At 71.3% G+C, this 23,902-nt stretch carries 21 protein-coding genes and 3 pseudogenes; 16 read left to right on the plus strand and 8 right to left on the minus strand.

Annotation, left to right across the window (positions count from 1 at the left end):
* Positions 1 to 102: 102 nt before the first annotated feature.
* Positions 103 to 1,626, minus strand: a complete 1,524-nt coding sequence (locus tag ACWEK3_RS24540) for a TldD/PmbA family protein (protein WP_450547744.1) — start codon at positions 1,624 to 1,626, stop codon at positions 103 to 105.
* 308 nt (positions 1,627 to 1,934) lie between these two features.
* Here ACWEK3_RS24540 and fabG point away from each other — a divergent pair, with 308 nt between their 5' ends.
* Together fabG and fabI are read left to right on the plus strand one after the other, a co-directional pair.
* On the plus strand, positions 1,935 to 2,654 hold the full coding sequence (gene fabG / locus ACWEK3_RS24545; protein WP_361425004.1) for a 3-oxoacyl-[acyl-carrier-protein] reductase: 720 nt from the start codon (positions 1,935 to 1,937) through the stop codon (positions 2,652 to 2,654).
* Between the two features lie 5 nt (positions 2,655 to 2,659).
* Complete coding sequence (gene fabI / locus ACWEK3_RS24550; RefSeq protein ID WP_390874158.1) at positions 2,660 to 3,427, plus strand: enoyl-ACP reductase FabI; 768 nt, start codon at positions 2,660 to 2,662, stop codon at positions 3,425 to 3,427.
* A gap of 407 nt (positions 3,428 to 3,834) precedes the next feature.
* Here the strand turns inward: fabI and ACWEK3_RS24555 are convergent, their stop codons facing one another.
* Complete coding sequence (locus ACWEK3_RS24555) at positions 3,835 to 4,527, minus strand: FadR/GntR family transcriptional regulator (RefSeq protein ID WP_450547199.1); 693 nt, start codon at positions 4,525 to 4,527, stop codon at positions 3,835 to 3,837.
* Positions 4,528 to 4,609: 82 nt separating this feature from the next.
* On the opposite strand from ACWEK3_RS24555, the gene ACWEK3_RS24560 reads away from it, so the two are divergent.
* The 4 genes from ACWEK3_RS24560 to ACWEK3_RS24575 all read left to right on the plus strand — a co-directional run bounded on the left by ACWEK3_RS24560 (position 4,610) and on the right by ACWEK3_RS24575 (position 7,271).
* On the plus strand, positions 4,610 to 5,965 hold the full coding sequence (locus ACWEK3_RS24560) for a CynX/NimT family MFS transporter (protein WP_453250604.1): 1,356 nt from the start codon (positions 4,610 to 4,612) through the stop codon (positions 5,963 to 5,965).
* A gap of 49 nt (positions 5,966 to 6,014) precedes the next feature.
* Entirely contained in the window at positions 6,015 to 6,134 is a 120-nt protein-coding gene (locus ACWEK3_RS24565) for an SGM_5486 family transporter-associated protein (RefSeq protein WP_376402597.1), read from the plus strand.
* 286 nt (positions 6,135 to 6,420) lie between these two features.
* Positions 6,421 to 6,630, plus strand: coding sequence for a hypothetical protein (locus ACWEK3_RS24570; protein ID WP_361425022.1), 210 nt, complete (start codon positions 6,421 to 6,423; stop codon positions 6,628 to 6,630).
* Positions 6,631 to 6,752: 122 nt separating this feature from the next.
* A complete protein-coding gene (locus ACWEK3_RS24575) occupies positions 6,753 to 7,271 on the plus strand; it encodes a SixA phosphatase family protein (RefSeq protein WP_361425025.1) in 519 nt (172 codons plus the stop codon).
* Positions 7,272 to 7,308: 37 nt separating this feature from the next.
* On the opposite strand, the gene serB is transcribed toward ACWEK3_RS24575, so the two are convergent.
* Both serB and ACWEK3_RS24585 read right to left on the minus strand, forming a co-directional pair.
* Entirely contained in the window at positions 7,309 to 8,517 is a 1,209-nt protein-coding gene (gene serB, locus ACWEK3_RS24580; protein ID WP_450547202.1) for a phosphoserine phosphatase SerB, read from the minus strand.
* A gap of 948 nt (positions 8,518 to 9,465) precedes the next feature.
* Positions 9,466 to 11,079 (minus strand): annotated as a pseudogene (locus ACWEK3_RS24585) (streptophobe family protein); the annotation flags it as partial.
* Positions 11,080 to 11,321: 242 nt separating this feature from the next.
* On the opposite strand from ACWEK3_RS24585, the gene ACWEK3_RS24590 reads away from it, so the two are divergent.
* A complete protein-coding gene (locus ACWEK3_RS24590; RefSeq protein WP_450547203.1) occupies positions 11,322 to 13,844 on the plus strand; it encodes an FHA domain-containing protein in 2,523 nt (840 codons plus the stop codon).
* Positions 13,845 to 13,926: 82 nt separating this feature from the next.
* Here the strand turns inward: ACWEK3_RS24590 and ACWEK3_RS24595 are convergent, their stop codons facing one another.
* Entirely contained in the window at positions 13,927 to 14,628 is a 702-nt protein-coding gene (locus tag ACWEK3_RS24595; RefSeq protein WP_450547204.1) for a transglycosylase SLT domain-containing protein, read from the minus strand.
* A gap of 471 nt (positions 14,629 to 15,099) precedes the next feature.
* Between ACWEK3_RS24595 and ACWEK3_RS24600 the strand changes: the two genes are divergently transcribed.
* The 3 genes from ACWEK3_RS24600 (at position 15,100) to chpE (ending at position 17,281) form a co-directional block, all read left to right on the plus strand.
* Positions 15,100 to 16,245, plus strand: a complete 1,146-nt coding sequence (locus ACWEK3_RS24600) for a GAF domain-containing sensor histidine kinase (RefSeq protein ID WP_450547205.1) — start codon at positions 15,100 to 15,102, stop codon at positions 16,243 to 16,245.
* Positions 16,238 to 16,879 carry a response regulator transcription factor gene (locus ACWEK3_RS24605; RefSeq protein ID WP_365425345.1) on the plus strand — a complete coding sequence of 214 codons (642 nt, stop codon included), beginning with the start codon at positions 16,238 to 16,240 and terminating at the stop codon, positions 16,877 to 16,879. The genes ACWEK3_RS24600 and ACWEK3_RS24605 overlap by 8 nt, the downstream gene beginning before the upstream one ends.
* Before the next feature lie 156 nt (positions 16,880 to 17,035).
* A complete protein-coding gene (gene chpE / locus ACWEK3_RS24610) occupies positions 17,036 to 17,281 on the plus strand; it encodes a chaplin ChpE (RefSeq protein ID WP_453250605.1) in 246 nt (81 codons plus the stop codon).
* Between the two features lie 356 nt (positions 17,282 to 17,637).
* Here the strand turns inward: chpE and ACWEK3_RS24615 are convergent, their stop codons facing one another.
* Positions 17,638 to 18,435 carry a hypothetical protein gene (locus tag ACWEK3_RS24615; protein WP_453250606.1) on the minus strand — a complete coding sequence of 266 codons (798 nt, stop codon included), beginning with the start codon at positions 18,433 to 18,435 and terminating at the stop codon, positions 17,638 to 17,640.
* A 152-nt stretch (positions 18,436 to 18,587) separates the two neighbouring features.
* Between ACWEK3_RS24615 and ACWEK3_RS24620 the strand changes: the two genes are divergently transcribed.
* The 3 genes from ACWEK3_RS24620 (at position 18,588) to ACWEK3_RS24630 (ending at position 20,954) form a co-directional block, all read left to right on the plus strand.
* The gene (locus tag ACWEK3_RS24620; RefSeq protein ID WP_361425049.1) at positions 18,588 to 19,385 is read left to right on the plus strand and encodes an ABC transporter ATP-binding protein; all 798 of its coding nucleotides are present in this window, start codon (positions 18,588 to 18,590) and stop codon (positions 19,383 to 19,385) included.
* A gap of 51 nt (positions 19,386 to 19,436) precedes the next feature.
* Positions 19,437 to 19,868 carry an NfeD family protein gene (locus tag ACWEK3_RS24625; protein WP_450547743.1) on the plus strand — a complete coding sequence of 144 codons (432 nt, stop codon included), beginning with the start codon at positions 19,437 to 19,439 and terminating at the stop codon, positions 19,866 to 19,868.
* Between the two features lie 141 nt (positions 19,869 to 20,009).
* The gene (locus tag ACWEK3_RS24630) at positions 20,010 to 20,954 is read left to right on the plus strand and encodes an SPFH domain-containing protein (protein ID WP_141362274.1); all 945 of its coding nucleotides are present in this window, start codon (positions 20,010 to 20,012) and stop codon (positions 20,952 to 20,954) included.
* Positions 20,955 to 21,020: 66 nt separating this feature from the next.
* Here ACWEK3_RS24630 and ACWEK3_RS24635 read toward each other — a convergent pair whose 3' ends face one another.
* Positions 21,021 to 21,527 (minus strand): HNH endonuclease, encoded by a 507-nt coding sequence (locus ACWEK3_RS24635; RefSeq protein WP_361425056.1) that lies wholly within the window; start codon positions 21,525 to 21,527, stop codon positions 21,021 to 21,023.
* 164 nt (positions 21,528 to 21,691) lie between these two features.
* Positions 21,692 to 22,231, minus strand: coding sequence for a YbhB/YbcL family Raf kinase inhibitor-like protein (locus tag ACWEK3_RS24640; protein WP_450547772.1), 540 nt, complete (start codon positions 22,229 to 22,231; stop codon positions 21,692 to 21,694).
* A 74-nt stretch (positions 22,232 to 22,305) separates the two neighbouring features.
* Here ACWEK3_RS24640 and ACWEK3_RS24645 point away from each other — a divergent pair.
* From ACWEK3_RS24645 to ACWEK3_RS24655, 3 genes and pseudogenes are all read left to right on the plus strand, one after another.
* A pseudogene (locus tag ACWEK3_RS24645) lies at positions 22,306 to 22,563 on the plus strand (DNA-3-methyladenine glycosylase); the annotation flags it as partial.
* Positions 22,564 to 22,577: 14 nt separating this feature from the next.
* Complete coding sequence (locus ACWEK3_RS24650) at positions 22,578 to 23,189, plus strand: DNA-3-methyladenine glycosylase (protein ID WP_450547773.1); 612 nt, start codon at positions 22,578 to 22,580, stop codon at positions 23,187 to 23,189.
* Between the two features lie 97 nt (positions 23,190 to 23,286).
* A pseudogene (locus ACWEK3_RS24655) lies at positions 23,287 to 23,493 on the plus strand (DNA-3-methyladenine glycosylase); the annotation flags it as partial.
* Positions 23,494 to 23,902 lie beyond the last annotated feature (409 nt).

The following is a 23,902-nucleotide window of genomic DNA, read 5'->3' on the forward strand; positions in this document are numbered from 1 at the left end:
GTTCCGAAACCGACGCTCATCGTCCGGCCTCCTGCGTGGTGTTCAGGCTGTGCTTTTCCGGGGGACAACCCCCGGACCCCCGGCCGGTTCCGAAACCGACGCTCATCGACCGGCCTCCTGCGTGGTGTTCAGAATGCTGACGCCCTTGAAGAGGGCCGACGGGCAGCCGTGCGAGACCGCCGCGATCTGGCCCGGCTGGGCCTTGCCGCAGTTGAAGGCGCCGCCCAGGACATACGTCTGCGGTCCGCCCACGGCCGCCATGGAGCCCCAGAACTGGGGCGTGATCCCCTGGTAGGCGAAGTCCCGGACCTGCCCGTCGAGACGGCCGTTGCGGATCCGGTACGCCCGCTGACCCGTGAACTGGAAGTTGTAGCGCTGCATGTCGATCGACCAGGACCGGTCCCCGACGACGTAGATCCCGCGGTCGACGCTCCCGATGAGATCCTCGGTCGACAGCCCGGCCGGGTCGGGCTGGAGCGACACGTTCGCCATCCGCTGCACGGGCACATGGCCGGGGGAGTCGGCGAAGGCGCATCCGTTGGACCGCTCGAACCCGGTCAGCTGCGCGATCCTGCGGTCCAGCTGGTAGCCGACCAGCGTGCCGTCCCTGACCAGGTCCCAGGACTGCGCCTCGACGCCCTCGTCGTCGTAGCCGACGGTGGCCAGGCCGTGCTCGGCGGTGCGATCGCCGGTGACGTTCATCAGCTCGGAGCCGTACTTCAGCTTGCCCAACTGGTCGAAGGTGGCGAAGGAGGTGCCGGCGTAGGCGGCCTCGTAGCCGAGGGCCCGGTCCAGCTCGGTGGCGTGGCCGATGGACTCGTGGATGGTCAGCCACAGGTTGGAGGGGTCGACGACCAGGTCGTAGAGACCCGCCTCGACGCTCGGCGCGCGCATCTTCTCGGCGAGCAGCCCGGGAATCCGCTCCAGCTCGCCCTCCCAGTCCCAGCCGGTGCCGGTGAGGTACTCCCAGCCCCGCCCGACGGGCGGGGCGAGGGTGCGCATCGAGTCGAACTCGCCGCTGGAGTCGTCCACCGACACGGCGGTCAGCTGCGGATGCAGCCGCACCCGCTGCTGCGTGGTCACGGTCCCGGCGGTGTCGGCGTAGAACTTGTTCTCGTGCACGGTCAGCAGCGAGGCGTCGACATGGTCGACGCCGTCGGCGGCGAGCAGCCGCGCGCTCCACTCGGCCAGCAGCCCCGCCTTCTCCTCGTCGGGCACGGTGAAGGGGTCGATCCCGTACGCGGACACCCAGGTCTTCTCGGCGTGCACAGGCTCGGCCGCCAGCTTCACGTACTCGTCGGACCCCGCGGCCTTGATGACCTGCGCCGACAGCTTGGCCATCGCGACCGCCTGCGAGGCGACCTTGGCGGCCGCGTCCGGCGTCAGGTCCACCCCCGAGGCGAACCCCCAGGTCCCGCCGTGCACGACACGCACCGCGTATCCCAGGTCGGTGCTGTCCGACGACCCGGCGAGCCGGGCGTCCCTGAGCCGCCAGGACGCACCACGCACCCGCTCGAACCGGAAGTCCGCGTGCTCGGCCCCCAATGAACGCGCGCGTGCCAGGGCGGCGTCCGCGAGGGGCCGTAGGGGCAGGGCGAGGAACGACTGATCGACTTCGTGGGGCACGGGCGGGCTTCCCTTCGAGGCGCTCTCCTGTGATGGCCGTCGCGGGCAGTGAATCACGTCGCACGCGTCGTGTTCCTCCGAGTAAGCGACAGGGGGACGGGCGGACCTTTCGGCGAACGTCCCGGCACGGGGGACTGACCAGGTCCTTCCGACTGTAGGAACCCGACAGGAGCCGGGGAGAGCCACTGTCGGTGCCCGATTGCCCGCTGGCGTGGCCGGACCGATAGGTTTTCGGTGAAGCCGCCTGTCATCGAGGTGTTCGGGCGGGTTGTCGGAATGCTTCAGACCGCTATCGAAAGGGTGATCCGTTGAGCCGCTCGGTTCTCGTCACCGGAGGCAACCGGGGGATCGGCCTCGCCATCGCCCGTGCGTTCGCCGACGCCGGCGACAAGGTCGCCATCACCTACCGTTCGGGGGAGCCGCCGGCCGCCCTCAAGGAAATGGGCTGCCTCGCCGTCAGGTGCGACATCACCGACCCCGAGCAGGTGGAGCAGGCCTACAAGGAGATCGAGGCCGAGCACGGCCCCGTCGAGGTCCTCGTCGCCAACGCCGGCGTCACCAAGGACCAGCTCCTGATGCGCATGTCCGAGGAGGACTTCACCTCGGTCCTCGAGACCAACCTCACCGGCACCTTCCGCGTCGTCAAGCGGGCCAACCGCGGCATGCTGCGCGCCAAGAAGGGCCGTGTCGTCCTGATCTCCTCGGTGGTCGGTCTGCTCGGCTCGGCGGGCCAGGCCAACTACGCCGCCTCCAAGGCCGGCCTGGTCGGCTTCGCGCGGTCCCTCGCCCGTGAGCTGGGCTCGCGCAACATCACCTTCAACGTCGTCGCCCCCGGTTTTGTGGACACCGACATGACCCGGGCGCTCTCCGACGAGCAGCGCGAGAACATCATGGGGCAGGTGCCGCTCGGCCGTTACGCGCAGCCGGAGGAGATCGCCGCCGCAGTGCGTTTCCTCGCCTCGGACGACGCCTCGTACATCACTGGAGCCGTCATTCCCGTTGACGGCGGACTGGGAATGGGTCACTGATCACCATGAGCGGAATCCTCGAGGGCAAGCGCATCCTGATCACGGGTGTGCTGACGGAGTCCTCCATCGCCTTCCACACCGCCAAGCTGGCCCAGGAGCAGGGCGCCGAGATCATCCTGACCGCGTTCCCGCGGCCCACGCTGACCGAGCGCATCGCCAAGAAGCTCCCGAAGCCGACCAAGGTCATCGAGCTCGACGTCACCAACGACGAGCACCTGGGCCGTCTGGCCGACGTCGTCGGCGAGGAGCTCGGCGGCCTGGACGGCGTCGTCCACTCCATCGGCTTCGCGCCGCAGGACGCGCTCGGCGGCAACTTCCTCAACACGCCGTTCGAGTCGGTCGCCACGGCCATGCACGTCTCGGCGTTCTCGCTGAAGTCGCTGACCATGGCCTGCCTGCCGCTGATGCAGAACGGCGGCTCGGTCGTCGGCCTCACCTTCGACGCCCAGTACGCCTGGCCGCAGTACGACTGGATGGGCCCGGCCAAGGCCGCCCTGGAGGCGACCAGCCGCTACATGGCGCGCGACCTGGGCAAGCAGAACATCCGCTGCAACCTCGTCTCGGCGGGCCCGCTCGGCTCCATGGCCGCCAAGTCCATCCCGGGCTTCAGCGACCTGGCCTCGGTGTGGGACACCCGCTCCCCGCTGGAGTGGGACCTGAAGGACCCCGAGCCGGCCGGCCGGGGCATCGTGGCCCTGTTGAGCGACTGGTTCCCGAAGACCACCGGCGAGATCATCCACGTCGACGGCGGTCTGCACGCCATCGGCGCGTGACGCCGCGCCGCTGAGCTTCGGCGACGTTCGAGGGCCCGCACCCCGGGGTGCGGGCCCTCCGCCGTTCCCGCGTCCGCAGTGCAGCTGCCGACCGTGGCCGTCGTTCTCGCGCTGCCGCTGCCGCTGCCGCTGCCGCTGCCGCTGCCGCCGTACGGGCCGCCGCTGTCGTTCGGGGCGACGCCGCGCACGCGCACGCGTGCGCGTGCCGGTCCGCCCGCGCCGGAGCCGTCCGGCACCGGCTGCCGCGCCACCATCTCCGTCTCCGGCTCAACCCGTAATCCGGGGCCGGCCGCGTCTGCCCGCACATCGAGTGCGACCGGTGGTGGGACCCCGACGGCGACGGCTCCCCGGTGACCGCGGGGCCCGCGCGGGCCGTCCGGACGACCGGTCGCAGCACTAGGTCCGGGTCACCTGCCGGCGGGCGAAGCGATCCGGCCCGTACGGCACAGCAGCGCGTAGCTCGCGGCCTCGGCGGCGGCCGTCTCGGCGTCGCCCGCGCGGATCGCGTCGAGCAGCCGCGTGTGGTCCATGTACGTGTCCGGCGTCAGTTCCGCGCCGACGTCCGCGCGCAGCCAGTCCCGCAGCACCTCGCCCAGATCCGCGTACGTCGCCGTCATGACGTCGTTGTGGGACGCGGCCACCACCGCCAGGTGGAACGTGGCGTCCGCGGTCACGAACGCCTCCGTGTCACCGGACTCCCAGGCCTGCTCGCGACGCAGGAACTGCGCGTGGAGCTGCTTGAGGTCCTTCTCGGTGCGCCGCTCCGCGGCCAGCCCGGCCGCGGCCGACTCCAGCGCGGAACGCAACTCGGCGATGTGCCGCGGATCGGCATCGGCGAACCTGCGGTGCATCACGCCCGCCAGCTCGCTGGTCGCCACGACGTACGTGCCCGAACCCTGGCGGATGTCCAGCAGGCCGTTGTGGGCCAGCGCCCGGACCGCCTCGCGGACCGTGTTGCGGGCCACACCGAGCTGCTCCACCAGCTCCGGCTCCGTCGGGATGCGGGAGCCGACCGGCCACTCGCCCGTGGTGATCTGGCTGCGCAGGGCGGCGATGACCTGTTCGGACAGCGCCGACCGGCGCGGATGGTTCAGTGGCATGGCACACCTTCGTACGCGGGACCCGGGGCCAGGACCCCGAGGCGTCGACAACCAATCATCCCATCATTCTATGATGGTTCTCATGCCACGCGAGGAAACGACCCGCACGACGACACAGACGACCGAACGCATCCCGGCTGCGACCACCGATTCCCGGGACATCCCGGAGCCGGAACCGCACGGACGACGAGCGCCCGGTGGCGGCGCCACGCGCGCGTGGACCACGCGCCTGGTCGTCGTCGGACTCGTGCTGACCGCGCTGAACCTCCGCCCCGCCATCACCAGCCTCGGCGCGCTCCTGGAGGAGGTCCGCCATGGGCTCGGCATGAGCGGCAGCGTGGCCGGAGTGCTCACCTCCGTGCCCCCGCTCTGCTTCGCCGTCTTCGGCGTCATGGCACCCCGGCTGGCCCGCCGCTTCGGTCCGGCCGCCGTGGTGTGCTCGGGCATGGTCGCCATCGCCGCCGGACTGGTGATACGGCCCTACGTGGGCAGCACGGCCGCGTTCGTCGCGGCCAGCGCGCTGGCCCTCATGGGCATCGCCGTCAGCAACGTCCTGATGCCCGTCATCGTCAAGCGCTGGTTCCCCGACCGGGTCGGCACCATGACCGGCCTGTACTCGATGGCCCTCGCCCTCGGCACCTCGACCGCCGCCGCGGTGACGGTGCCGCTGACCGGGGCGCTCGGCGGCAGCTGGCGGTCCGGACTCTCCGTGTGGGCCCTGCTCGCCGCGGCGGCGGTGCTGCCGTGGCTGCCGGTGGTACGGGACCGGTCCCGCACCACCGCGCAGGCGCCGGCCCACACCGGACCCGCGTCCAGGGAAGCGGCCCGCGCGCGGGAGACGCAGGCCCCGGCGCTGCGCATCACCCGGAGCCGTACCGCCTGGGCCCTGGCCGTCTTCTTCGGACTCCAGGCCACCGCCGCCTACATCACCATGGGCTGGATGGCGCAGATCTTCCGCGACGCGGGCGTCCCCGCCGGCAAGGCCGGACTGCTCCTCGCCGTCACCATGGCGATGGGCGTGCCGCTGGCCTTCGTCATCCCGCGCCTGGCCACCCGGCTGCCCCACCAGGGCCCGATCGTGCTGGTGCTCGGCGTCTGCGGCCTGATCGGCTACGCCGGTCTCTACCTCGCGCCCGCCACCGGCTCCTGGGCCTGGGCCCTGCTCCTCGGCATCGCCAACTGCGCCTTCCCGCTCGCGCTCACGATGGTCGGCATGCGGGCCAGGACCGGTCCGGGCGTGGCCCAGCTGTCCGCGTTCGCGCAGAGCACCGGCTACCTGATCTCCATCCCGGGTCCGCTGCTGGTGGGCGTGCTCTACCAGAGCAGCGGCGGCTGGGGGCTGCCCATCGCGCTCATGGCCGGACTGATGGTGCCGCAGATGGTGGTCGGCTACGTGGCGGGCCGCGACCGCACGGTGGAGGACGAGGCGGCGCGCTGAGGCGGCCCCGCGGGCCGCGTACCGGGCGAAGGGTGCGAGACTGGGGCGCATGCAGCCTGTGCTCGACCCGAACCCCAAGAACGGCCAGAGGAAGATGCTGTTCGTCCTCGGCGCGTTCTTCGCCATCTTCGTGATCATCGCCATCGTCGCCACCCTCGCGGCGCCGTGACCGATCCGCCGCCGCCGCCTCGCGCCGCGGCGGAGGTCGCTTTCCCCACGCGCGGTGACGCCTTCCCGCCGTGACCCCCGCGCCGTACGTGCGTCCCGTGACGCCCGCGCGTCCGTGAGCCGGCTCCTCAGGGTCGATGGTGGGGATAACCCCCCCATCCCCTAGGGGGTGAGGGTCAGGGGCAAGTGGGTGGATCACCGGATGGGCCGGGGAGCGCGGATTCCGTAGCTTCGAGACGTGACCGCGAGAGGCGGTCCGCGGACCTCGGAGACCAGCGGAGGCGATCATGTCGGCGCGTACGCACACCCGGCCCCACCCGGCGACCACGGGCGCCGGCGTCGACTCCCGGCTGCCGTGGTGGGCCCTGGCCCTGCCGGTGCTGGCGTTCGTCGCGCTGCTCCTCCTGATACGCAACCCGGCGGACGCACAGGCGGCAGCCGGCGACCCCGCGCTCACCCAGCTGTTCCGGCACGCCCGGGAACTGCTCGCCCGCTGACGCCCCACGGAGGCGCCCCGGACACCGTCCCCGGGGCACGGGCCCGTGCCGCCCGCTGCCCCTGAAAAGGCGCATGTCAACTCCCTGCGCCCCATGGCCTGTTTCATGCGAAGCTGGGACGCATGAGCGTCGCAGAACCCCGCAGGATTGTCCTCTTCCGGCATGCGAAAGCCGACTGGCCGCAGGTGGCCGACCACGAACGACCACTCGCCGAGCGGGGCCGCACGGACGCCGCAGTCGCCGGGCGCAAGCTGGCCGACGCCGGTGTCCCCGTCGACCTGGCCCTGTGCTCGACCGCGACCCGAACCCGCGAGACCTGGAAGCTCGCCGTCCACGAGTTGCCGCATCGGCCGAAGACCGTCTACGAGGAGCGGGTCTACGACGCCTCGCCCGGCGAGCTGATCACCGTCCTCAACGAGACGCCGGACGATGTGCGGAGCGTGATCCTCATCGGCCACAACCCGGGCATCCAGGGCCTTGCCGAGGTGCTGTCCGGCTCGGCCGAGGGTGACGCCCGGGAGCGCATGAACCGCCGTGGGTTCCCGGCTGCCGCGTTCGCCGTGGTGTCCTTCGACGGCTCCTGGAAGGCCCTGGAGCCGGGCGTGGCCACACTGCTCGACTACTGGGCGCCGTCGGAGTAGCCCGACGGCGCTGCGGGAGGCGGCCGGCGCGGACCGCTCAGCTCTCCTCGTGCGCGTCCGCCGCCTCGACCTCTTCGCGGGTGACCCCGAGCAGGTAGAGGACGGTGTCGAGGAACGGCACGTTCACCGCCGTGTGCGCCGCCTCCCGCACCACCGGCTTGGCGTTGAAGGCGACCCCGAGACCGGCCGCGTTGAGCATGTCCAGGTCGTTCGCGCCGTCACCGATCGCCACCGTCTGCGACAGCGGAACGCCCGCCTCGGCGGCGAACCGGCGCAGCAGCCGCGCCTTGCCCGCCCGGTCGACGATCTCGCCGGTGACCCGGCCGGTCAGCTTCCCGTCGACGATCTCCAGGGTGTTGGCCTGCGCGAAGTCCAGCCCGAGCCGTTCCTTCAGGTCGTCCGTGACCTGGGTGAAGCCGCCCGAGACGACACCGACCTGGTAACCGAGCCGCTTGAGCGTACGGATCAGGGTGCGCGCGCCCGGCGTCAGGCGCACCTCGCTGCGCACCTTGTCCACCACGGAGGCGTCCAGCCCCTCCAGCAGTGCCACGCGCGCGTGCAGCGACTGCTCGAAGTCCAGCTCGCCGCGCATCGCCGCCGCCGTCACCTCGGCGACCTTGTCCTCGCAGCCGGCGTGCCCGGCGAACAGTTCGATCACCTCGTCCTGGATGAGCGTGGAGTCCACGTCCATGACGACCAGGCGCTGGGCCCGCCGGTGCAGGCCGGCCCCGACGACCGCGACATCGACACCGAGTGCCGCGGCCTCCGTCACGAGAGCGGTGCGCAGCGGCTCCGTCTCCACGCCGGACACCGCGAACTCCACCGCCGTCACCGGGTACTTGGCCAGCCGGAAGATACGGTCGATGTTGCCGCCGGCCCGGGTGATCCGCGCGGCGATCCGGGCGGTCGCCTCCGCGGTGAGCGGGTGGCCGAGAACAGTGACCAGGGAGCGCCCGAGGCCGCGGGGCCGGTTGTCGCCGCGGCCGGAGATGATCTCCGCCTGCATCTTCATCGACTCGGCCCAGCTGTGCACGGTGGCCCGCAGGTCGCCCTCCAGCGCGGCGGGCGGCTGGGTGACGAGCGCGCACAGCACGATCCGGCCACGGGTGACGACCTGCTCGATGTCGACCACGTCGACGGAGTAGGCGGCGAGGGTGTCGAAGAGACCGGCCGTGATGCCCGGCCTGTCCTTCCCGAAGATCTTGACGAGAAGGGTGGGATCGGCAGAGGTCTGCGAAGCGCTCATGGTGCTTCCACCGTATCCGGCACCCAGTGCCCGCTGCCCCTCAGGTCCGCCTGACGGACAGCGAACAACAGGTGTCCACCGGACGACGGCCTCGCTACCGTCCGGCGCTCACTTCTTCGGAGACCGGGGCGGCCTGGGCGGAGGCGGCGGCCCATCGTCCTGCGCTCCCGGGGGCCGCTTCGGCGGCCGCGGGGGCGGGGGCGGGAGCGGCCGCACAGGCCCAACCACCGTCGGCGCCCCGTACACGTCGTCCCCCGAACCCGCCGGCCGGTCCCGCCCACCGCCCGGTCCGCCCGCCCCATCCGCCTCGGCAGGCTTCGCCCAGTCGGATTGCCCCCGGCCGTCGGACGGACGTCCGCCCGCCGGATTGGCGTGGTCCCACGGCCCGCCCGAGGCCACCGGCCAAGCCTGCCCGCCGCCTGCTCCGCCTGGTCCGTCCGGCTCGGTGGGCTTCGCCCGACCGGACGGCCTGCGGCTGTCGGGTGGACGGTGGCCCGCTGGACGGGTGTCCTGCTGGTCTCGCGGTCGGTCCGAGGCTGCTGACCGGGCCTGTCCGTCGCCGGGCGGGCCTGGTCCGTCCGGTCCGTCCGGCTCGGTGGGCTTCGCCCGACCGGACGGCCTGCGGCTGTCGGGTGGACGGTGGCCCGCTGGACGGGTGTCCTGCTGGTCTCGCGGTCGGTCCGAGGCTGCTGACCGAGCCCGCCCACCGCCCGGGCCGTCCGGTCGGCCCGGCCCTTCCGGCTCGGTGGACTCCCCCCAACCGGACTGGCCTCGGCCGTCCTGGCCTCGGCCGTCCTGCGGACCCGGCCGGGCCCGCCCGCCGCCGGGTCCGTCCGACTCGGCGGACTCCGCCCCACCGGACAGCCCGCGGCCGTCCGGTGGGCGTGCGTCCCGTGGGCGGGTTTCCTCAGGACGGGCGTCCTGTGGGGCTCGCAGTTCGTCCGGCAGGCGCAGGTACGGGTTGGTGGACGGGTTCGGCGGGCGGTACGGCGTCCCCGGTGCGTAGGGGGTCCCCGAGGCGTGGGGGGTCCCTGACGCGTGGGGGCCGGGTCCGCCCGTGCGGCCGGGCCGCCCGGCCTCGTTCGCGGCGGTCCGTATCTCGTGACCGGCTCCCTCCGCAGCCCAGGCCCCCGAGGCGTCCCCTTCCGCGACTGCCCTGTCACCCCGTGCCAAGGGCGCCGCACGGCTGCCGGCGGCTCCGGTCGCGCTCGCCAGCAGGGCGCCCACGGCGCCCGCGCCGGCCCCCCACGCGGCGCCGAGCAGCAGCGCCGTGCCCAGATGCCCACGCAGTTCCACCCCGGCGCCGAACGCATCGAAGCCGAGGACGGACAAGGACGCGTCCACCGACACCTCCGCCGGCCACGCGAGCAGCGGCAGCGCCAGCGCGGTGGCGATACCCAGCCGCAGCGCGCACCGCCCCGCGAAGCCGAGGGCGCCGCGGCCCGGCGCCGCCCCCACCGGAGTCCGTACCGCCGTCAGCACCCCCGCCAGCAGCATCGCCAGCGCCGCCGCGACGCCCAGCAGCCACACCCGGCCGTCCAGGTCGGCCAGACGGGACAGGGTGACCGGCTGGTCGGAGTGCGCCGTGAGCAGCCTGTCCAGCGGGTCCGGCAGGAGCCCGGTCAGTTCACCGGTCGCCCTGCCGTCCCAGGGGACGAAGAGGCCGATCGTGATGCCGAGCCACACCCCGTTGGGGGTGCCGAGCAGTGCCGCGCCCGCGATGCGCCGGGGATGGTCGTCGCCGATCGCGGCGTACGCGGCCGCCGCGAGACCCGCCGCCACGACGACCATCAGCACCGTGACGAGCGCCGACACGGCGGGCCGCACCACCCGGTGCACGGCCTCCCAGCCGCGCGGCAGCGGCGTGCGGCGCGAGGCGAGCAGCGCGATCAGCAGGACCCCGGCCGACCAGGCGAGCCCGCCCAGCAGGGTCGGCGCCGTGTCGACGGTGAAGCCGACCGCCGCCTTGGCGTCGATGAGCCTGCCGATGCGGTCGGGCAGGAGCCCTCCGATGTCCCCCAGGTCGCCGAGCCCCGGAATGCTCACGCCGCCGGATCCCGCGCCGCCCGGCAGCCTGCCGAGCCCGAGCGCGCCCCCGTCGATCGTGACGACGTCGTGGCCCGCCCAGGCCAGCCCGCCCAGCACCGCCACGAACAGCGCCACCACCGCGCCCGCCCGGGCCAGGAGTTCGGCGGCGGCGATCACAACTCCCGCCGTGCGCAAGGACCGTAGGAAGAACCACGACAGCAGCAGTGCACCGACCAGGCTCACGCCGAGTGGCGTGATCTGGAGGGCGGTGTGCGCCTCGGCGCCTTTCAGGCCGAACGCGGACACATCACCGGACGGCGTGACCGAACCACCCGCCCCAAGTGCCACCACCGCGGCGGTCATCGGCCCGAGCGATCCCGCCGCGTCGGCCCGCAGCAGATGCAGACCGAGCGCGGCCGTGCCCGCCATGCCGATCAACGCCCAGCTCACAGAGGCGATCGCGGACAGCAGCACGTCGAGCCATGGCAGGCGCGCACCGTGCCTCGCGGTCCCGACGTTCGTGGCAGCGCTCATGGCAGACCCCCCGATCCGCGGCGCGGCCCGGCCGCCGCGCATGTCCCCCTCGCGTGAAATACCACTCTCCGGCGGGGTTTCAACCCCGTCGGCGAAAAAGCAGCCGAAGCGGACGTACACACTCTTCACAAGGCCCGGCTTTCGGTCAGTGGGCTGAGCCTGAAATAGTTCCCCACGATGTTCGACATCCCTAGACTCCCCGCGACGGGGGCAACTCGGGGGACAACTCAGTGGGGCTTGGAGTGCCGGAACTCGTACTTGAAACCAATGGACGGACCTGGACGCTCGACCCGTCCCGGTCCTACACCCTGGGACGCGATCCGCAGGGGGACATCGTGTTCGACGACGCCAGGGTCTCCTGGCGTCACGCCACGGTCAGCTTCAACGGCCGCAGTTGGGTCATCGAGGACCACGGCAGCACCAACGGCACCTTCGCGCAGGGCCGTCGGATCCACCAGCTGGAACTCGGGCCGGGCGCGGCCGTGCACCTCGGCAACGCGACCGACGGGCCGCTGCTGAGCCTTTCCGGCGCCGCGGCCCCGGCGGCGACGCCGCAGGCCCAGCCACAGCAACAGCCGTACGCGGCGCAGGGGGCGAACCCCGGCTGGGCGCAGCAGGCGCCGCAGCAGCAGTCCCCGCAGGCCGGTTGGCAGGAACCGCAGCAGGGGCAGCAGACGCCGTCGATCCCGCACCAGCAGGGCTCCGGCAGCGGCGCGGGGGCGCCGCCGGTCTACGGCGACCGCAGCCCGACGACCTTCCACCAGTTCTCGCTCGGCCGCGTGATGCGCATCGGCCGTGCCCTGGAGAACGACCTGGTCGTCTCCGACCTCCAGGTCTCCCGCAACCACGCGGAGTTCCACGCCACGCCCGACGGCCGCTTCGAGATCCGGGACCTGGGCTCGCACAACGGCACGTACGTCAACGGCCACCCGGTCCCCAAGGGCGGCTCGGTGCAGCTCGGCCCGGCGGACATCGTCGGCGTCGGCCACTCGACGTTCCGGATCGTCGGCGACCGGCTGGAGGAGTTCGTCGACACCGGCGAGGTGTCCTTCTCCGCCCGCCACCTGACCGTGACGGTCGACGGCGGCAAGCAGATCCTGCGGGACGTCTCCTTCGGTGTCCCGGAGAAGTCGCTGGTCGGGGTCATCGGCCCGTCCGGTTCCGGCAAGTCGACCCTGCTGAAGGCGCTTACCGGCTACCGGCCCGCCGACCAGGGCGAGGTCCTCTACGACCACCGGAACCTCTACAAGCACTTCGCCGAGCTGCGCCAGCGCATCGGCCTGGTCCCGCAGGACGACATCCTGCACAAGGAACTGGCCGTGAAGAAGGCCCTGAAGTACGCGGCCAAGCTGCGCTTCCCGGCCGACACCACGGCGGCCGAGCGCGAGGCCCGCATAGACGAGGTGCTGCGCGAGCTGAAGCTGGACGTCCACAAGGACAAGAAGGTCACCTCCCTCTCGGGCGGTCAGCGCAAGCGTGTCTCGGTGGCCCTGGAGCTGCTCACCAAGCCGTCGCTGATCTTCCTGGACGAGCCGACCTCCGGTCTCGACCCGGGCATGGACCGCGATGTCATGCAGCTGCTGCGGGGACTCGCGGACGACGGCCGCACGGTCCTCGTCGTCACCCACTCCGTGGCCGAGCTGGCCCTGTGCGACAAGCTGCTTGTGATGGCGCCGGGCGGCGCCGTGGCCTACTTCGGCCCGCCGGAGGAGGCGCTGAACTTCTTCGGCTACGACACCTGGGCCGATGTGTTCTCCGCCTTCGAGAACTACCGTGACTACGACTGGGCGGGCCGCTGGAAGGGCTCGCAGCACTACCAGATGTACGCCGCGGACATCGACGCCGTCGAGCCACAGTCCGTACACATGCCTCCGCCACAGGCCATCAGGCCGCCCAAGCCGCAGGGCTGGGGCTCGCAGCTGATGACCCTGATCCGGCGGTACGTGTCGGTGATCGCCTCTGACAAGGGCTTCCTGGCGCTGTCGCTGATCCTGCCGGCGGTGCTCGGCGTGGTCAGCCTGCTCATCGACCACAACCGCGGTCTGCTGGTCAACGAGCAGATCAACCGGACGACGGGGCTGCCCGTCCCGAACGGCACGGCGACCACGGTGCTGCTGATCCTCGCGGTCGGCGCCTGTTTCGCGGGCGCCGCGAACTCCGTCCGCGAGCTGATCAAGGAACGGGTCATCTACGAGCGGGAACGCGCCACCGGCCTGTCCCGCTCGGCGTACCTGATGTCCAAGGTGGTCGTGCTCGGCGCGGTCACCGTGCTCCAGGGCCTGATGGTCGGCCTGATCGGCTTCTCCAGCCGCGAGATCCCCGAAAAGGGCCTGATCCTGGGCAATGCAACGCTGTTCGAGCTGTGCCTGCCGATCATGGCGCTCGGCTTCACCTCGATGATGTTCGGCCTGGTCATCTCCTCGCTGGTGAAGACCGCCGAGAAGACCATGCCGCTGCTGGTGATGTTCGCCATCATCCAGGTCGTGTTCACCGGCTGCCTGTTCACGCTGAACGGCACCATCGGCGTCAACGAGTTCTCGTACCTGATGCCGTCGCGCTGGGCGGTGGCCGCCGCCGGCACCACGCTGGACTTCAACAACATCGCCCCGAACACCGACGACCCGACCAGCACCGACCCGCTGTGGGACCACACGGCCTCCGCCTGGGGCATCGACATGGTCGCGCTGATCGCGCTCGGTGTCGTGTGCGGCTTCCTGGTGGCGCGCTTCCTGCGCCGCCACGAGCCGGAGGTCATGCGCAAGTAACCGCGCCGCGCCACGGCACGAAGGGCGGCACCCCGCAACGGGGTGCCGCCCTTCCGCGTCTCGTCAGAGGTCCGCGCCGGCCTCAGTACGCGCTGTTGACGTTGTCCATCGAGCCGTACCGGTGCGCCGCGTAGTTGGCGGCGGCGGTGATGTTGGCGACCGGGTCGTAGATGTTCCACGACGTGCCGGGGACGTGGTACGCGTTGAAGGTCGGGCCGATGACCTGGAGCAGACCCTTGGACGGGATGCCGTTGCGCGCGTTGATGTCCCAGTTGTTGATGGCGTTCGGGTTGCCCGAGGACTCCCGCATGATGTTGCGGTGCAGGCCGTTGTAGGAGCCGGGGATGTTGTGCTGCTTCATGACGGCGAGCGCCTGCCGGATCCAGCCGTCCAGGTTGTTGCCGTAGCTGGTGTGGACGGCGACCGTCTGCATCTGCGGGCGCTTGGCGGACCGGCTCGCGGTCTGCTTGGCCTCGTGCGCCGCCTTGGCCTTGTGCAGGACGGCGGCCTGGGCCTGCTGCTTCGCGGCGGCCTGCTTCTGGGCCGCGATGGCCTGGATCTTCACGCTCTCGCCCGCGAGCTGGTCGGTGACGCTGGCCTTGACGCCCTGGATCGGCTGGGAGCCGAGCTGCACCGGGGCGGCGGCGACGCTGTTCGCCGGTTCGGCCTGGCTGGGCGCGGCCGAGAAGGCCACGGCGGCCGCACCGAGGACGGCGACGCCGGCGACGGCGATCTTGCGGGGCTGGGCCAGGGCGCGACGGTGACGACGGAAGTTTGCGGGCATGGCGAATAGACCTCTTCGAGTAGCTCGGAGGTCGCTCTCCGGACTGCGGGAGGGGGTCCGTCCCACACAATCGCCGCGAGCGGAAACCCGCGGCGTTGAGCGACGAGAGCAATTCTTAGCGGCCGCAAAATGACCTGGCAAAGGTGTGATGTACGAAGCCGGGTAGTGGAGCGGAACGGACAAAACAGGACAGACAGGATCGTCTGTCCCGTTCGTGACGGGGGGGTCTGTCTCCTATGTCCGTTCGTACGTGATCTGCGTCCTATGGGTGCGCTCACATCGGGGGAGAGGTTTTCTCACCGTTGGTTGCCGCTGCAACGCACTGGGTGAGCGGTTTTCCCGGTAGGGCGCGGTACGCGCCACCGCCCCCGGCCTGTCCGGTACTGGGCCGCCGGACCTAGGTCCAGCGGCCGGGGTGCGGCCGTCACGGGGCCGATCCGCGCCGTCACCCCCCGCCGGTACCGTGAGGACATGAGTCAAGGCCCCAGGTCCGGCCTCGCCGCGGTGAGCGCCGCGCTGCTGGCCATGAGCAGGCATCTGGAGGTGCGCGACGTCCTGAAGACGATCGTCGCCTCGGCCCGCGAACTGCTCGACGCGCAGTACGCCGCCCTCGGCGTACCGGACGACCACGGCGGCTTCGCCCAGTTCGTGGTCGACGGGGTCAGCGACGAGCAGTGGCGGGCCATCGGCCCGCTCCCGCGCCAGCACGGCATCCTCGCCGCGATGCTGCGCGAGGCCCGCGTCGAGCGCCTGGCGGACCTGCGCGAGGACCCGCGCTTCGAGGGCTGGCCCGCCGCCCACCCGGAGATGTCCGACTTCCTGGGCCTGCCGATCCGCGACGGCGACGAGGTCATCGGCGCCCTGTTCCTGGCGAACAAGAACTGCGAGAGGCCCCGGGGCGGCTGCGGCTTCACCGAGGAGGACGAGGAACTGCTCGCCATCCTCGCCCAGCACGCCGCGATCGCCCTCACCAACGCCCGCCTCTACGAACGCAGTCGCGAGCTGACCATCGCCGAGGAGCGCTCCCGCCTCGCCCACGAACTGCACGACGCGGTCAGCCAGAAACTGTTCTCCCTGCGCCTGACCGCCCAGGCCGCCACCGCCCTCGTCGACCGCGACCCGGCGCGTGCCAAGGGCGAATTGCAGCAGGTCGCCGCGCTCGCCGCCGAGGCCGTCGACGAACTGCGCGCCGCCGTCGTGGAGCTGCGCCCCGCCGCCCTCGACGAGGACGGCCTGGTCGCCACCCTCCGCACCCAGATCCAGGTCCTCGACCGCGCCCACAGCGCGCGTGTCACCTTCACCACCCGCGGCATCCGCGCCCTGCCGGCCGCGCAGGAGGAGGCCGTGCTCCGCGTCGCCCAGGAAGCCCTGCACAACGCGCTGCGGCACGCGCGGGCGGACCACGTCGACGTCACTCTGGACCGCCGCGGCTGCGGCGCAGTCCTGCGGATCACCGACGACGGCACCGGCTTCGACCCGAAGGCGGTGCGCCGCGCGGGTCGCCACCTCGGCCTGGTCTCCATGCGGGACCGGGCGAGCGGGGCCGGCGGACGGCTGACGGTGGAATCGGAGCCCGGCAAGGGCACCGCGATCGAGATGGAGGTCCCCGGTGGCTGACGCAATCAAGGTGCTGCTCGTCGACGACCACCAGGTGGTCCGCCGGGGCCTGCGCACCTTTCTGGAGGTGCAGGACGACATCGAGGTCGTGGGCGAGGCGGCGGACGGCGCCGAGGGAGTCGCCCGCGCCGAGGAACTGAGGCCCGACGTCGTCCTCATGGACGTCAAGATGCCCGTCATGGACGGGGTCGAGGCGCTGCGCCGGCTCCGCGAACTCGACAATCCCGCGCGCGTGCTGATCGTCACCAGCTTCACCGAGCAGCGCACGGTGGTCCCGGCGCTGCGCGCGGGCGCCGCCGGGTACGTCTACAAGGACGTGGACCCCGACGCGCTCGCGGGCGCCATCCGCTCGGTGCACGCCGGGCACATCCTCCTCCAACCGGAGGTCGCGGGCGCCCTGTTGTCCCAGGAGGAGAGCAACTCCGGCCAGAGCCGCGGAACGTCACTGACGGAGCGGGAGCGGGAGGTGCTCGGCCTGATAGCCGACGGCCGCTCGAACCGCGAGATCGCCCGGGCCCTGGTGCTCTCCGAGAAGACCGTCAAGACACATGTGTCGAACATCCTGATGAAGCTCGACCTCGCGGACCGCACCCAGGCCGCGCTGTGGGCCGTACGACACGGCGTGAGCGGCTGACTCCGCCCGCGGACGGCAATTCGGAGGGTCCCGCTCCGGACTGAGATTCATACCGTCGTGGGAATGTCCCCCGGATGGCGCAACCTCCGTGCGGCCCGGCCGTTCTCCAGTGCGTGCCGAGGCGACTGCCGCGGCGATCACCAGGAGGGGTCAGAAGTGAAGAACCTGAAGAAGGCAGCGGCCGTGACGATGGTGGCCGGGGGGCTCGTGGCCGCCGGCGCCTCGATGGCCTCCGCCACCGACGGTGCCTGGGCGGGCGGTGCCGCCAAGGGCTCCCCGGGCGTCGTCTCGGCCAACGTCGTCCAGGCCCCGATCCACATCCCGGTCAACGCCGTCGGCAACAGCGTCAACGTCATCGGCGTCCTGAACCCCGCCTTCGGCAACCTCGGCCTCAACCACTGAGCCACCCAGGGCCTCTCGTTTGGATCATGCCGGCCTGATCCAAACGAAAGACCCTAGTGCCCCGACAGGCAACGTTCGCCCCGTCGCGACGCCCGGCACGCTCCCCCGAGCTCTTCGAGCAGGGGGGACCCCCACTCGCCGCACCGGCCGAAAGCCCAAGTACGTCCAGTACGAGGACTTCCGGCCGGCGCTCCCCCAAGCTCTTCGAGCAGGGGGTACCCCCAGAGCACGCACCGGACGCCGCTCCTTCACGGGCAAACGTTGCCTGCCGCGGCACTAGACCGACGGCCTCCTGGCTCCCCCCAGGAGGCCGTTTCGCCGTCCGCGGGCAGTCTCGACGCCGGTCACGCCACTCGTCAGCCCGCCCCTTTGTCCCGCTTCTCCCGTTCCTCGACCACCGAGTTGTACGCCGCCACCTGCGCCCGCCGAGCCGTCCGCTCCACCGGCCGCAGCGCGGCCCCCCGCGCCGCCATCTCGGACGCGCTCACCGCGCCCCCATGCCCGTTCTCGTACGCCAGCGAGACCAGCAGCGCCACCCGCCGCGCCAGCTCCAGCACCCGCACCGCCCGCGGCGGATACCCCGGTGCCAGAACCTCCTGCCCCCGCTCGGCCCGCGCCCGGTACGCGTCGATCGCCGCCTCCGCCACCGGCCCCGATCCGGCCACGTCCAGCCGCGACAGCACCGAAGTCGCCTCCCGCAGCGCCTCCGCCAGTTCCCGCTCGGCCTCGCCCAGAGACGGCACATCGGCCGGCGGCGCCTCCCGCACGGGCAGCACGTGCCACAGCACCTCCGCGTGCACATCGCCCTCGGGCCCGGCCTCGTGCACCTGGGGCACCAGCCCGAAGGCGGCCCCGTGGCAGAGCACCGCCTCCCCGGCCTCCAGCGCCCGCGCGTTGAACTCAGGCGGCCCGCTCAGCCCCAGCGGATGCCCCGGCGCGGGCAGCGCCACCCGCAGCGCGCCCACCCCGAGCCGCCGCAGCCGCCCCAGCGCCAACGTGAGCCCGACCGGCCCCGACTCCCCGGGCAGCCCTTCCACTCGATGGACAGCGTCGTCCCCGACGATGGCGAGCACGGCGTCGTCCGGCGAGACATATCCGGACAAGAGGGAGTTTCCCCAAGAGGCGAGGCGTCCAGAGCGCGGTTCCGAGAGCATGCCTCCACCCTAAGGACCGGACCGATGGAACGGCCCGCCCGGCTCGTGGCGTAGATTCGGTCAGGGCTGCGCCCACCGGCGCGGCGGACCCAGCCACAGGCGTACGCGACAGCCGAGACCGGCGGCACACTGCAAGGGGAGACAACGCGCTCATGAGCGATGTTCTGGAGCTTCAGGACGTATCCGTGGTCCGTGAGGGCCGGGCTCTCGTGGACCAGGTCTCCTGGTCGGTCAAGGAGGGTGAGCGCTGGGTCATCCTCGGCCCCAACGGCGCCGGCAAGACCACCCTGCTGAACGTCGCCTCCACCTACCTCTTCCCCAGCAGCGGCACCGCCACCGTCCTCGGCGAGACGCTCGGCAAGCCCGGCACCGATGTCTTCGAGCTGCGCCCCCGCGTCGGCATGGCCGGCATCGCGCTGGCCGAGAAGCTCCCCAAGCGCCAGACCGTGCTCCAGACCGTGCTGACCGCCGCCTACGGCATGACCGCCGGCTGGCAGGAGGAGTACGAGGACGTCGACGAGCAGCGCGCCCGCGCCTTCCTCGACCGCCTCGGCATGAGCGACTACCTGGACCGCAGGTTCGGCACCCTCTCCGAGGGCGAGCGCAAGCGCACCCTGATCGCCCGCGCCCTGATGACCGACCCCGAACTGCTCCTGCTCGACGAGCCCGCCGCCGGTCTCGACCTCGGCGGCCGCGAGGACCTGGTCCGCCGCCTCGGCCGGCTCGCCCGGGACCCGATCGCCCCTTCGATGATCATGGTCACCCACCATGTCGAGGAAATCGCCCCCGGCTTCACCCACGTCCTGATGATCCGCCAGGGCAAGGTCCTCGCCGCCGGCCCGCTGGAGCTCGAACTCACCTCCCGCAACCTCTCCCTGTGCTTCGGTCTCCCGCTTGTCGTCGAACAGGTCGGTGACCGCTGGACCGCGCAGGGGCTGCCGCTGTCCTGAACCCACTCCGCGCCCTGTCCGCCGTCACCGGCCGCGGCCTAACATGACCATGTGAACAACATCGACGCATGGGTGTGGTGGCTGGTCGGCGCGGCGGCACTCGGAATCCCGCTCGTGGTGACCGCGATGCCGGAATTCGGCATGTTCGCGGTGGGAGCGGTCGCCGCCGCGGCCGTCGCGGGCTTCGGCTTCGGCGTCGTCGTCCAGGTGCTCACCTTCGTCGTCGTCTCGGTCGCCCTCATCGCCGTCGTCCGGCCCATCGCGGCCCGGCACGGCAAACAGCGCCCCGAACTGGCCACGGGAGTGGACGCGTTGAAGGGCAAGCAGGCCGTCGTCCTGGAACGCGTCGACCGGGCCGGCGGCCGTATCAAGCTCGCCGGGGAGATCTGGTCGGCACGCGCGCTCGACACGGACCACGTCTACGAAGCCGGCGAACAGGTGGACGTCGTGGACATCGAGGGCGCCACCGCCGTCGTCATGTGACCCCGCACCAAAGGCGACAACGCAAGTGGACCGAACAGGCCGCGAGTTGGGCAACGGTCTGTCAGACTCGACCAGCAAGATCTTCGACAACCGTAAGATCTTCCGAAAGAGCCGAGGCGGAGAAGGGTACGGGCAGCAACGATGGCACCGGTCATCATCGTTCTGATCATCCTGGTGGTGTTGGTCTTCATCGCCCTGATCAAGACGATCCAGGTCATCCCACAGGCGAGCGCCGCCATCGTCGAGCGCTTCGGCCGCTACACACGGACACTGAACGCGGGCCTCAACATCGTCGTCCCGTTCATCGACACCATCCGCAACCGCATCGACCTGCGTGAACAGGTCGTGCCGTTCCCGCCGCAGCCGGTGATCACCCAGGACAACCTGGTCGTGAACATCGACACCGTCATCTACTACCAGGTGACCGACGCCCGCGCCGCCACCTACGAGGTCGCCAGCTACATCCAGGCCATCGAGCAGCTCACGGTCACCACCCTGCGCAACATCATCGGCGGCATGGACCTGGAGCGCACCCTGACCTCCCGCGAGGAGATCAACGCGGCCCTGCGCGGCGTCCTCGACGAGGCCACCGGCAAGTGGGGCATCCGCGTCAACCGCGTCGAGCTGAAGGCCATCGAACCCCCCACCTCCATCCAGGACTCGATGGAGAAGCAGATGCGCGCCGACCGCGACAAGCGCGCCGCGATCCTCACCGCCGAAGGTACGCGCCAGGCCGCCATCCTCACCGCCGAGGGCGAGAAGCAGTCCCAGATCCTGCGCGCCGAGGGTGAGGCCAAGGCCGCCGCCCTGCGCGCCGAGGGCGAGGCCCAGGCCATCCGCACCGTCTTCGAGTCCATCCACGCCGGAGACCCCGACCAGAAGCTGCTCTCCTACCAGTACCTCCAGATGCTCCCGAAGATCGCCGAGGGCGACGCCAACAAGCTCTGGATCGTGCCCAGCGAGATCGGCGACGCCCTCAAGGGCCTGTCCGGAGCCATCGGCAACTTCGGCTCCCTGGGCGGCGCTCCGAGCGGCGGCAACGCCCCCGCGGCCACCGAACGCCGCGAGAAGCCGTCCATCGACTGACCCGCCCGGTCCGTCATGTCAGTGGGGCCCGCCTTCGCAGCGAAGGCGGGCCCCACTGACGTATGCCTATGCGGCCGACCGGGCCAGCCAGGCGGGAAGCGCCTCGAACTCCTCCTGCCCCAGCGCCAGAAGCATCGCGTCCGCGGGCGTCGGCTCGAACGGCTCCCGCAGCAGCGGCATCCCGGCCTGCTCCGGAGTCCGGTCCGCCTTGCGGTGGTTGTCCTCCGCGCACGAGGCCACCGTGTTCAGCCAGGTGTCCTGCCCGCCCCGCGACCGCGGCACCACGTGGTCCACGGTCGTCGCGCGCCGCCCGCAGTACGCGCACCGGTGCCGGTCCCGTACCAGCACACCCCGCCTCGACCACGGAGCCTGTCTTCGGAACGGCACCCTCACATACCGGCACAGCCGTATGACCCGGGGCGCGGGGATGTCGACCTCGGCACCACGCAGCCGCAGCTCCGGATGGGCCTGCTCGACCACGGCCTTCGACTGGAGTACCAACACGACCGCTCGCTTCAGCGTCACCGTCGACAGCGGCTCGAAGCTCGCGTTCAGTACCAGCGTGTCCCGCATCCCAGCCCACCTCCCAAGAGCGCCGGCCCACCCCCTGGCGGGCTGGATCAACTCTGGCCGGGCTCGCCGGGATGGACAACGCAATAAAAATGCCCGCTCCCGGCCACGTCCAAGACCAGAAGCGGGCAAACGTTCAGTGAACGGCGGCCTGCGCGCCGCGGGGCTCAGCCCTTGGCGGGATTCTCGTACTCGCCGATCAGCTGGGCGCGCGCCAGCGTGTGGAAGCGCAGGTTGAAGCCCACCACCGCGGGCGAGGCGTCCGAGTCCGGACCGAGCTTGTCCTGGTCCACGGCGTACACCGTGAACACATACCGGTGCGGTCCGTCCCCGGGCGGCGGCGCGGCACCGCCGAAGTCCTTCGTGCCGTAGTCGTTGCGCGCGTGCACGGCGCCCTTGGGAAGCCCCTCGAACGCGCCGCCGCCCGCACCCGCGGGCAGCTCCGTCACCGAGACCGGGATGTCGAACACCACCCAGTGCCAGAACCCGCTGCCCGTCGGGGCGTCCGGGTCGTAGCAGGTCACGGCGAAACTCTTGGTCTCCGGCGGGAAACCCGTCCAGCGCAGCTGCGGGGAGGTGTTCCCGCCCGCATGGATCTGAGCGTCCCCGAGCGTCGCGCCCTCCCGGACGTCGTCGCTCGTGACCGTGAAGGACGGCACGGGCGGATGGAAGTCGTGGGGGAGCGGCCGCCGCTTGAGCTCGGTCACCTCGGTACCTCCTGATCGGTTCCTGGATGATTCCCGATCAATGATCCCATCCGGCTGGACTACGCTCGTGAGCCGTGATCGCGCCCTCGGACCGTACGCCGCTGCCCAGAGAGTTCTTCGACCGCCCCGTCGTGGAGGTCGCCCCCGGTCTGCGGGGCCGCGTCCTGCTGCGTACGGCCCCCGACGGCCCGATCGCCCTGCGCCTGACGGAGGTCGAGGCCTACGACGGCCCGAACGACCCCGGCTCCCACGCCTTTCGAGGCCGCACGGCCCGCAACGGCGCGATGTTCGGTCCCCCCGGCCACGTATACGGCTACTTCACCTACGGCATGTCAAGGCGGTCGGCATGAACGTCGTAGATCTTGCTCACCCCGCTGAAGAAGTCGCCCCCAAGCTGCTAGGTGCCATCCTCACCCACGAGACCCCCGAGGGAACCGTGAGCATCACCATCACGGAGACCGAGGCGTACTCCGGTTCGGCCGACCCCGCCTCCCACGCGTACCGAGGCAGGACACCCCGAAACGCCGTCATGTTCGGACCTGCGGGACACCTGTACGTCTACCGGTCTCACGGACTCCACTGGTGCGCCAACATCGTCACCGGCGCAGACGGCATTGCTACAGCCGTCCTCATCCGGGCAGGCAGGGTCATCGAAGGGGAAGAGCTGGCCCGTGAGCGGCGAGGGGGCAAGGTCGAGAGTCCACGTCTCGCACGGGGTCCGGGGAACTTCTGCCAAGCGCTCGGAATCACGGCAGAGCACAACGGCACAGACCTGCTGACAGGCGCCTCGGTCGCGCTGTCCGAGGGCGAGCCGGTACCCGCCGCACTCATCCGGGTCGGTCCTCGGGTAGGCGTGAGCAAGGCCCATGACTGGCAACACCGCTTCTACCTCGCCGGTGATCCAACGGTCTCGGCGTACCGATTGAGCCCGAGAGCCAAGCCGTCCGCCCGAGCCTGAGCCGACGAGTCGGCGCGGAGTTGGGCCCGAAGACGCGTGATCGCTCGCGAGCGTGGCGCGTGAAGTGTTCCCGGCCGGTCGGGTGACTGTCGACGTGCGCTCCCGCCGCCTCTCGGCCCGCAACGACAGGGAACTGGCCAAAGGTCCGGCCCGCCTGGCCATGGCCCTGGACGTGGACCGAACCCTCGACGGCACCGACGCCTGCGCCGCCGGCGACACCCCTATACGGATGCTGACCGGAACGCCCGTCCCCTCCGACCAGGTACGCAACGGCCCGCGCACCGGAGTGGTCGGCGAGGGCGGCAACGGTGACGTCCACGGAGACGCCGCCGAAGTCCGCTGGGAAGTTGACTCGCTCGCGGAAGGTGCGTAACGTAGCCCAAGCCGCTGAACCGGGTACGGCGATCGCCTGCAGCCGGAGCGGCCAACCCACTACCTAACGATCACCCCTTCAGCGGGGTCGTCTTCGGTGCGCCCGCGTATCCGAATTCGAACTCGCAAGGACTCGATTATGAGTCGCCGGGGAAATCGGCTAACGTAGTGAATGTCGAAAGGCCGACGGCGAAAGCCCAAAAGCCCAGGACAAACCCCGCTGACTGGGGGTCAGGTCGAGAAAAGGATCTGATAGAGTCGGAAACACCGAAGGGAAGCGCCCGGAGGAAAGCCCGAGAGGGTGAGTACGAAGGAAGCGTCCGTTCCTTGAGAACTCAACA

The organism is Streptomyces sp. NPDC004721 (assembly GCF_053601495.1).

What these genes read in the sequence shown, in the direction of transcription:
- fabI (WP_390874158.1), top strand. Translation starts at nt 2,660, where the DNA reads ATGAGCGGAATCCTCGAGGGCAAGCGCATCCTGATCACGGGTGTGCTG.
- ACWEK3_RS24555 (WP_450547199.1), bottom strand. Translation starts at nt 4,527, where the DNA reads ATGCCACTGAACCATCCGCGCCGGTCGGCGCTGTCCGAACAGGTCATC.
- ACWEK3_RS24560 (WP_453250604.1), top strand. Translation starts at nt 4,610, where the DNA reads ATGCCACGCGAGGAAACGACCCGCACGACGACACAGACGACCGAACGC.
- ACWEK3_RS24565 (WP_376402597.1), top strand. Translation starts at nt 6,015, where the DNA reads ATGCAGCCTGTGCTCGACCCGAACCCCAAGAACGGCCAGAGGAAGATG.
- ACWEK3_RS24570 (WP_361425022.1), top strand. Translation starts at nt 6,421, where the DNA reads ATGTCGGCGCGTACGCACACCCGGCCCCACCCGGCGACCACGGGCGCC.
- ACWEK3_RS24575 (WP_361425025.1), top strand. Translation starts at nt 6,753, where the DNA reads ATGAGCGTCGCAGAACCCCGCAGGATTGTCCTCTTCCGGCATGCGAAA.
- serB (WP_450547202.1), bottom strand. Translation starts at nt 8,517, where the DNA reads ATGAGCGCTTCGCAGACCTCTGCCGATCCCACCCTTCTCGTCAAGATC.
- ACWEK3_RS24595 (WP_450547204.1), bottom strand. Translation starts at nt 14,628, where the DNA reads ATGCCCGCAAACTTCCGTCGTCACCGTCGCGCCCTGGCCCAGCCCCGC.
- ACWEK3_RS24600 (WP_450547205.1), top strand. Translation starts at nt 15,100, where the DNA reads ATGAGTCAAGGCCCCAGGTCCGGCCTCGCCGCGGTGAGCGCCGCGCTG.
- ACWEK3_RS24615 (WP_453250606.1), bottom strand. Translation starts at nt 18,435, where the DNA reads ATGCTCTCGGAACCGCGCTCTGGACGCCTCGCCTCTTGGGGAAACTCC.
- ACWEK3_RS24620 (WP_361425049.1), top strand. Translation starts at nt 18,588, where the DNA reads ATGAGCGATGTTCTGGAGCTTCAGGACGTATCCGTGGTCCGTGAGGGC.
- ACWEK3_RS24630 (WP_141362274.1), top strand. Translation starts at nt 20,010, where the DNA reads ATGGCACCGGTCATCATCGTTCTGATCATCCTGGTGGTGTTGGTCTTC.
- ACWEK3_RS24635 (WP_361425056.1), bottom strand. Translation starts at nt 21,527, where the DNA reads ATGCGGGACACGCTGGTACTGAACGCGAGCTTCGAGCCGCTGTCGACG.
- ACWEK3_RS24650 (WP_450547773.1), top strand. Translation starts at nt 22,578, where the DNA reads ATGAACGTCGTAGATCTTGCTCACCCCGCTGAAGAAGTCGCCCCCAAG.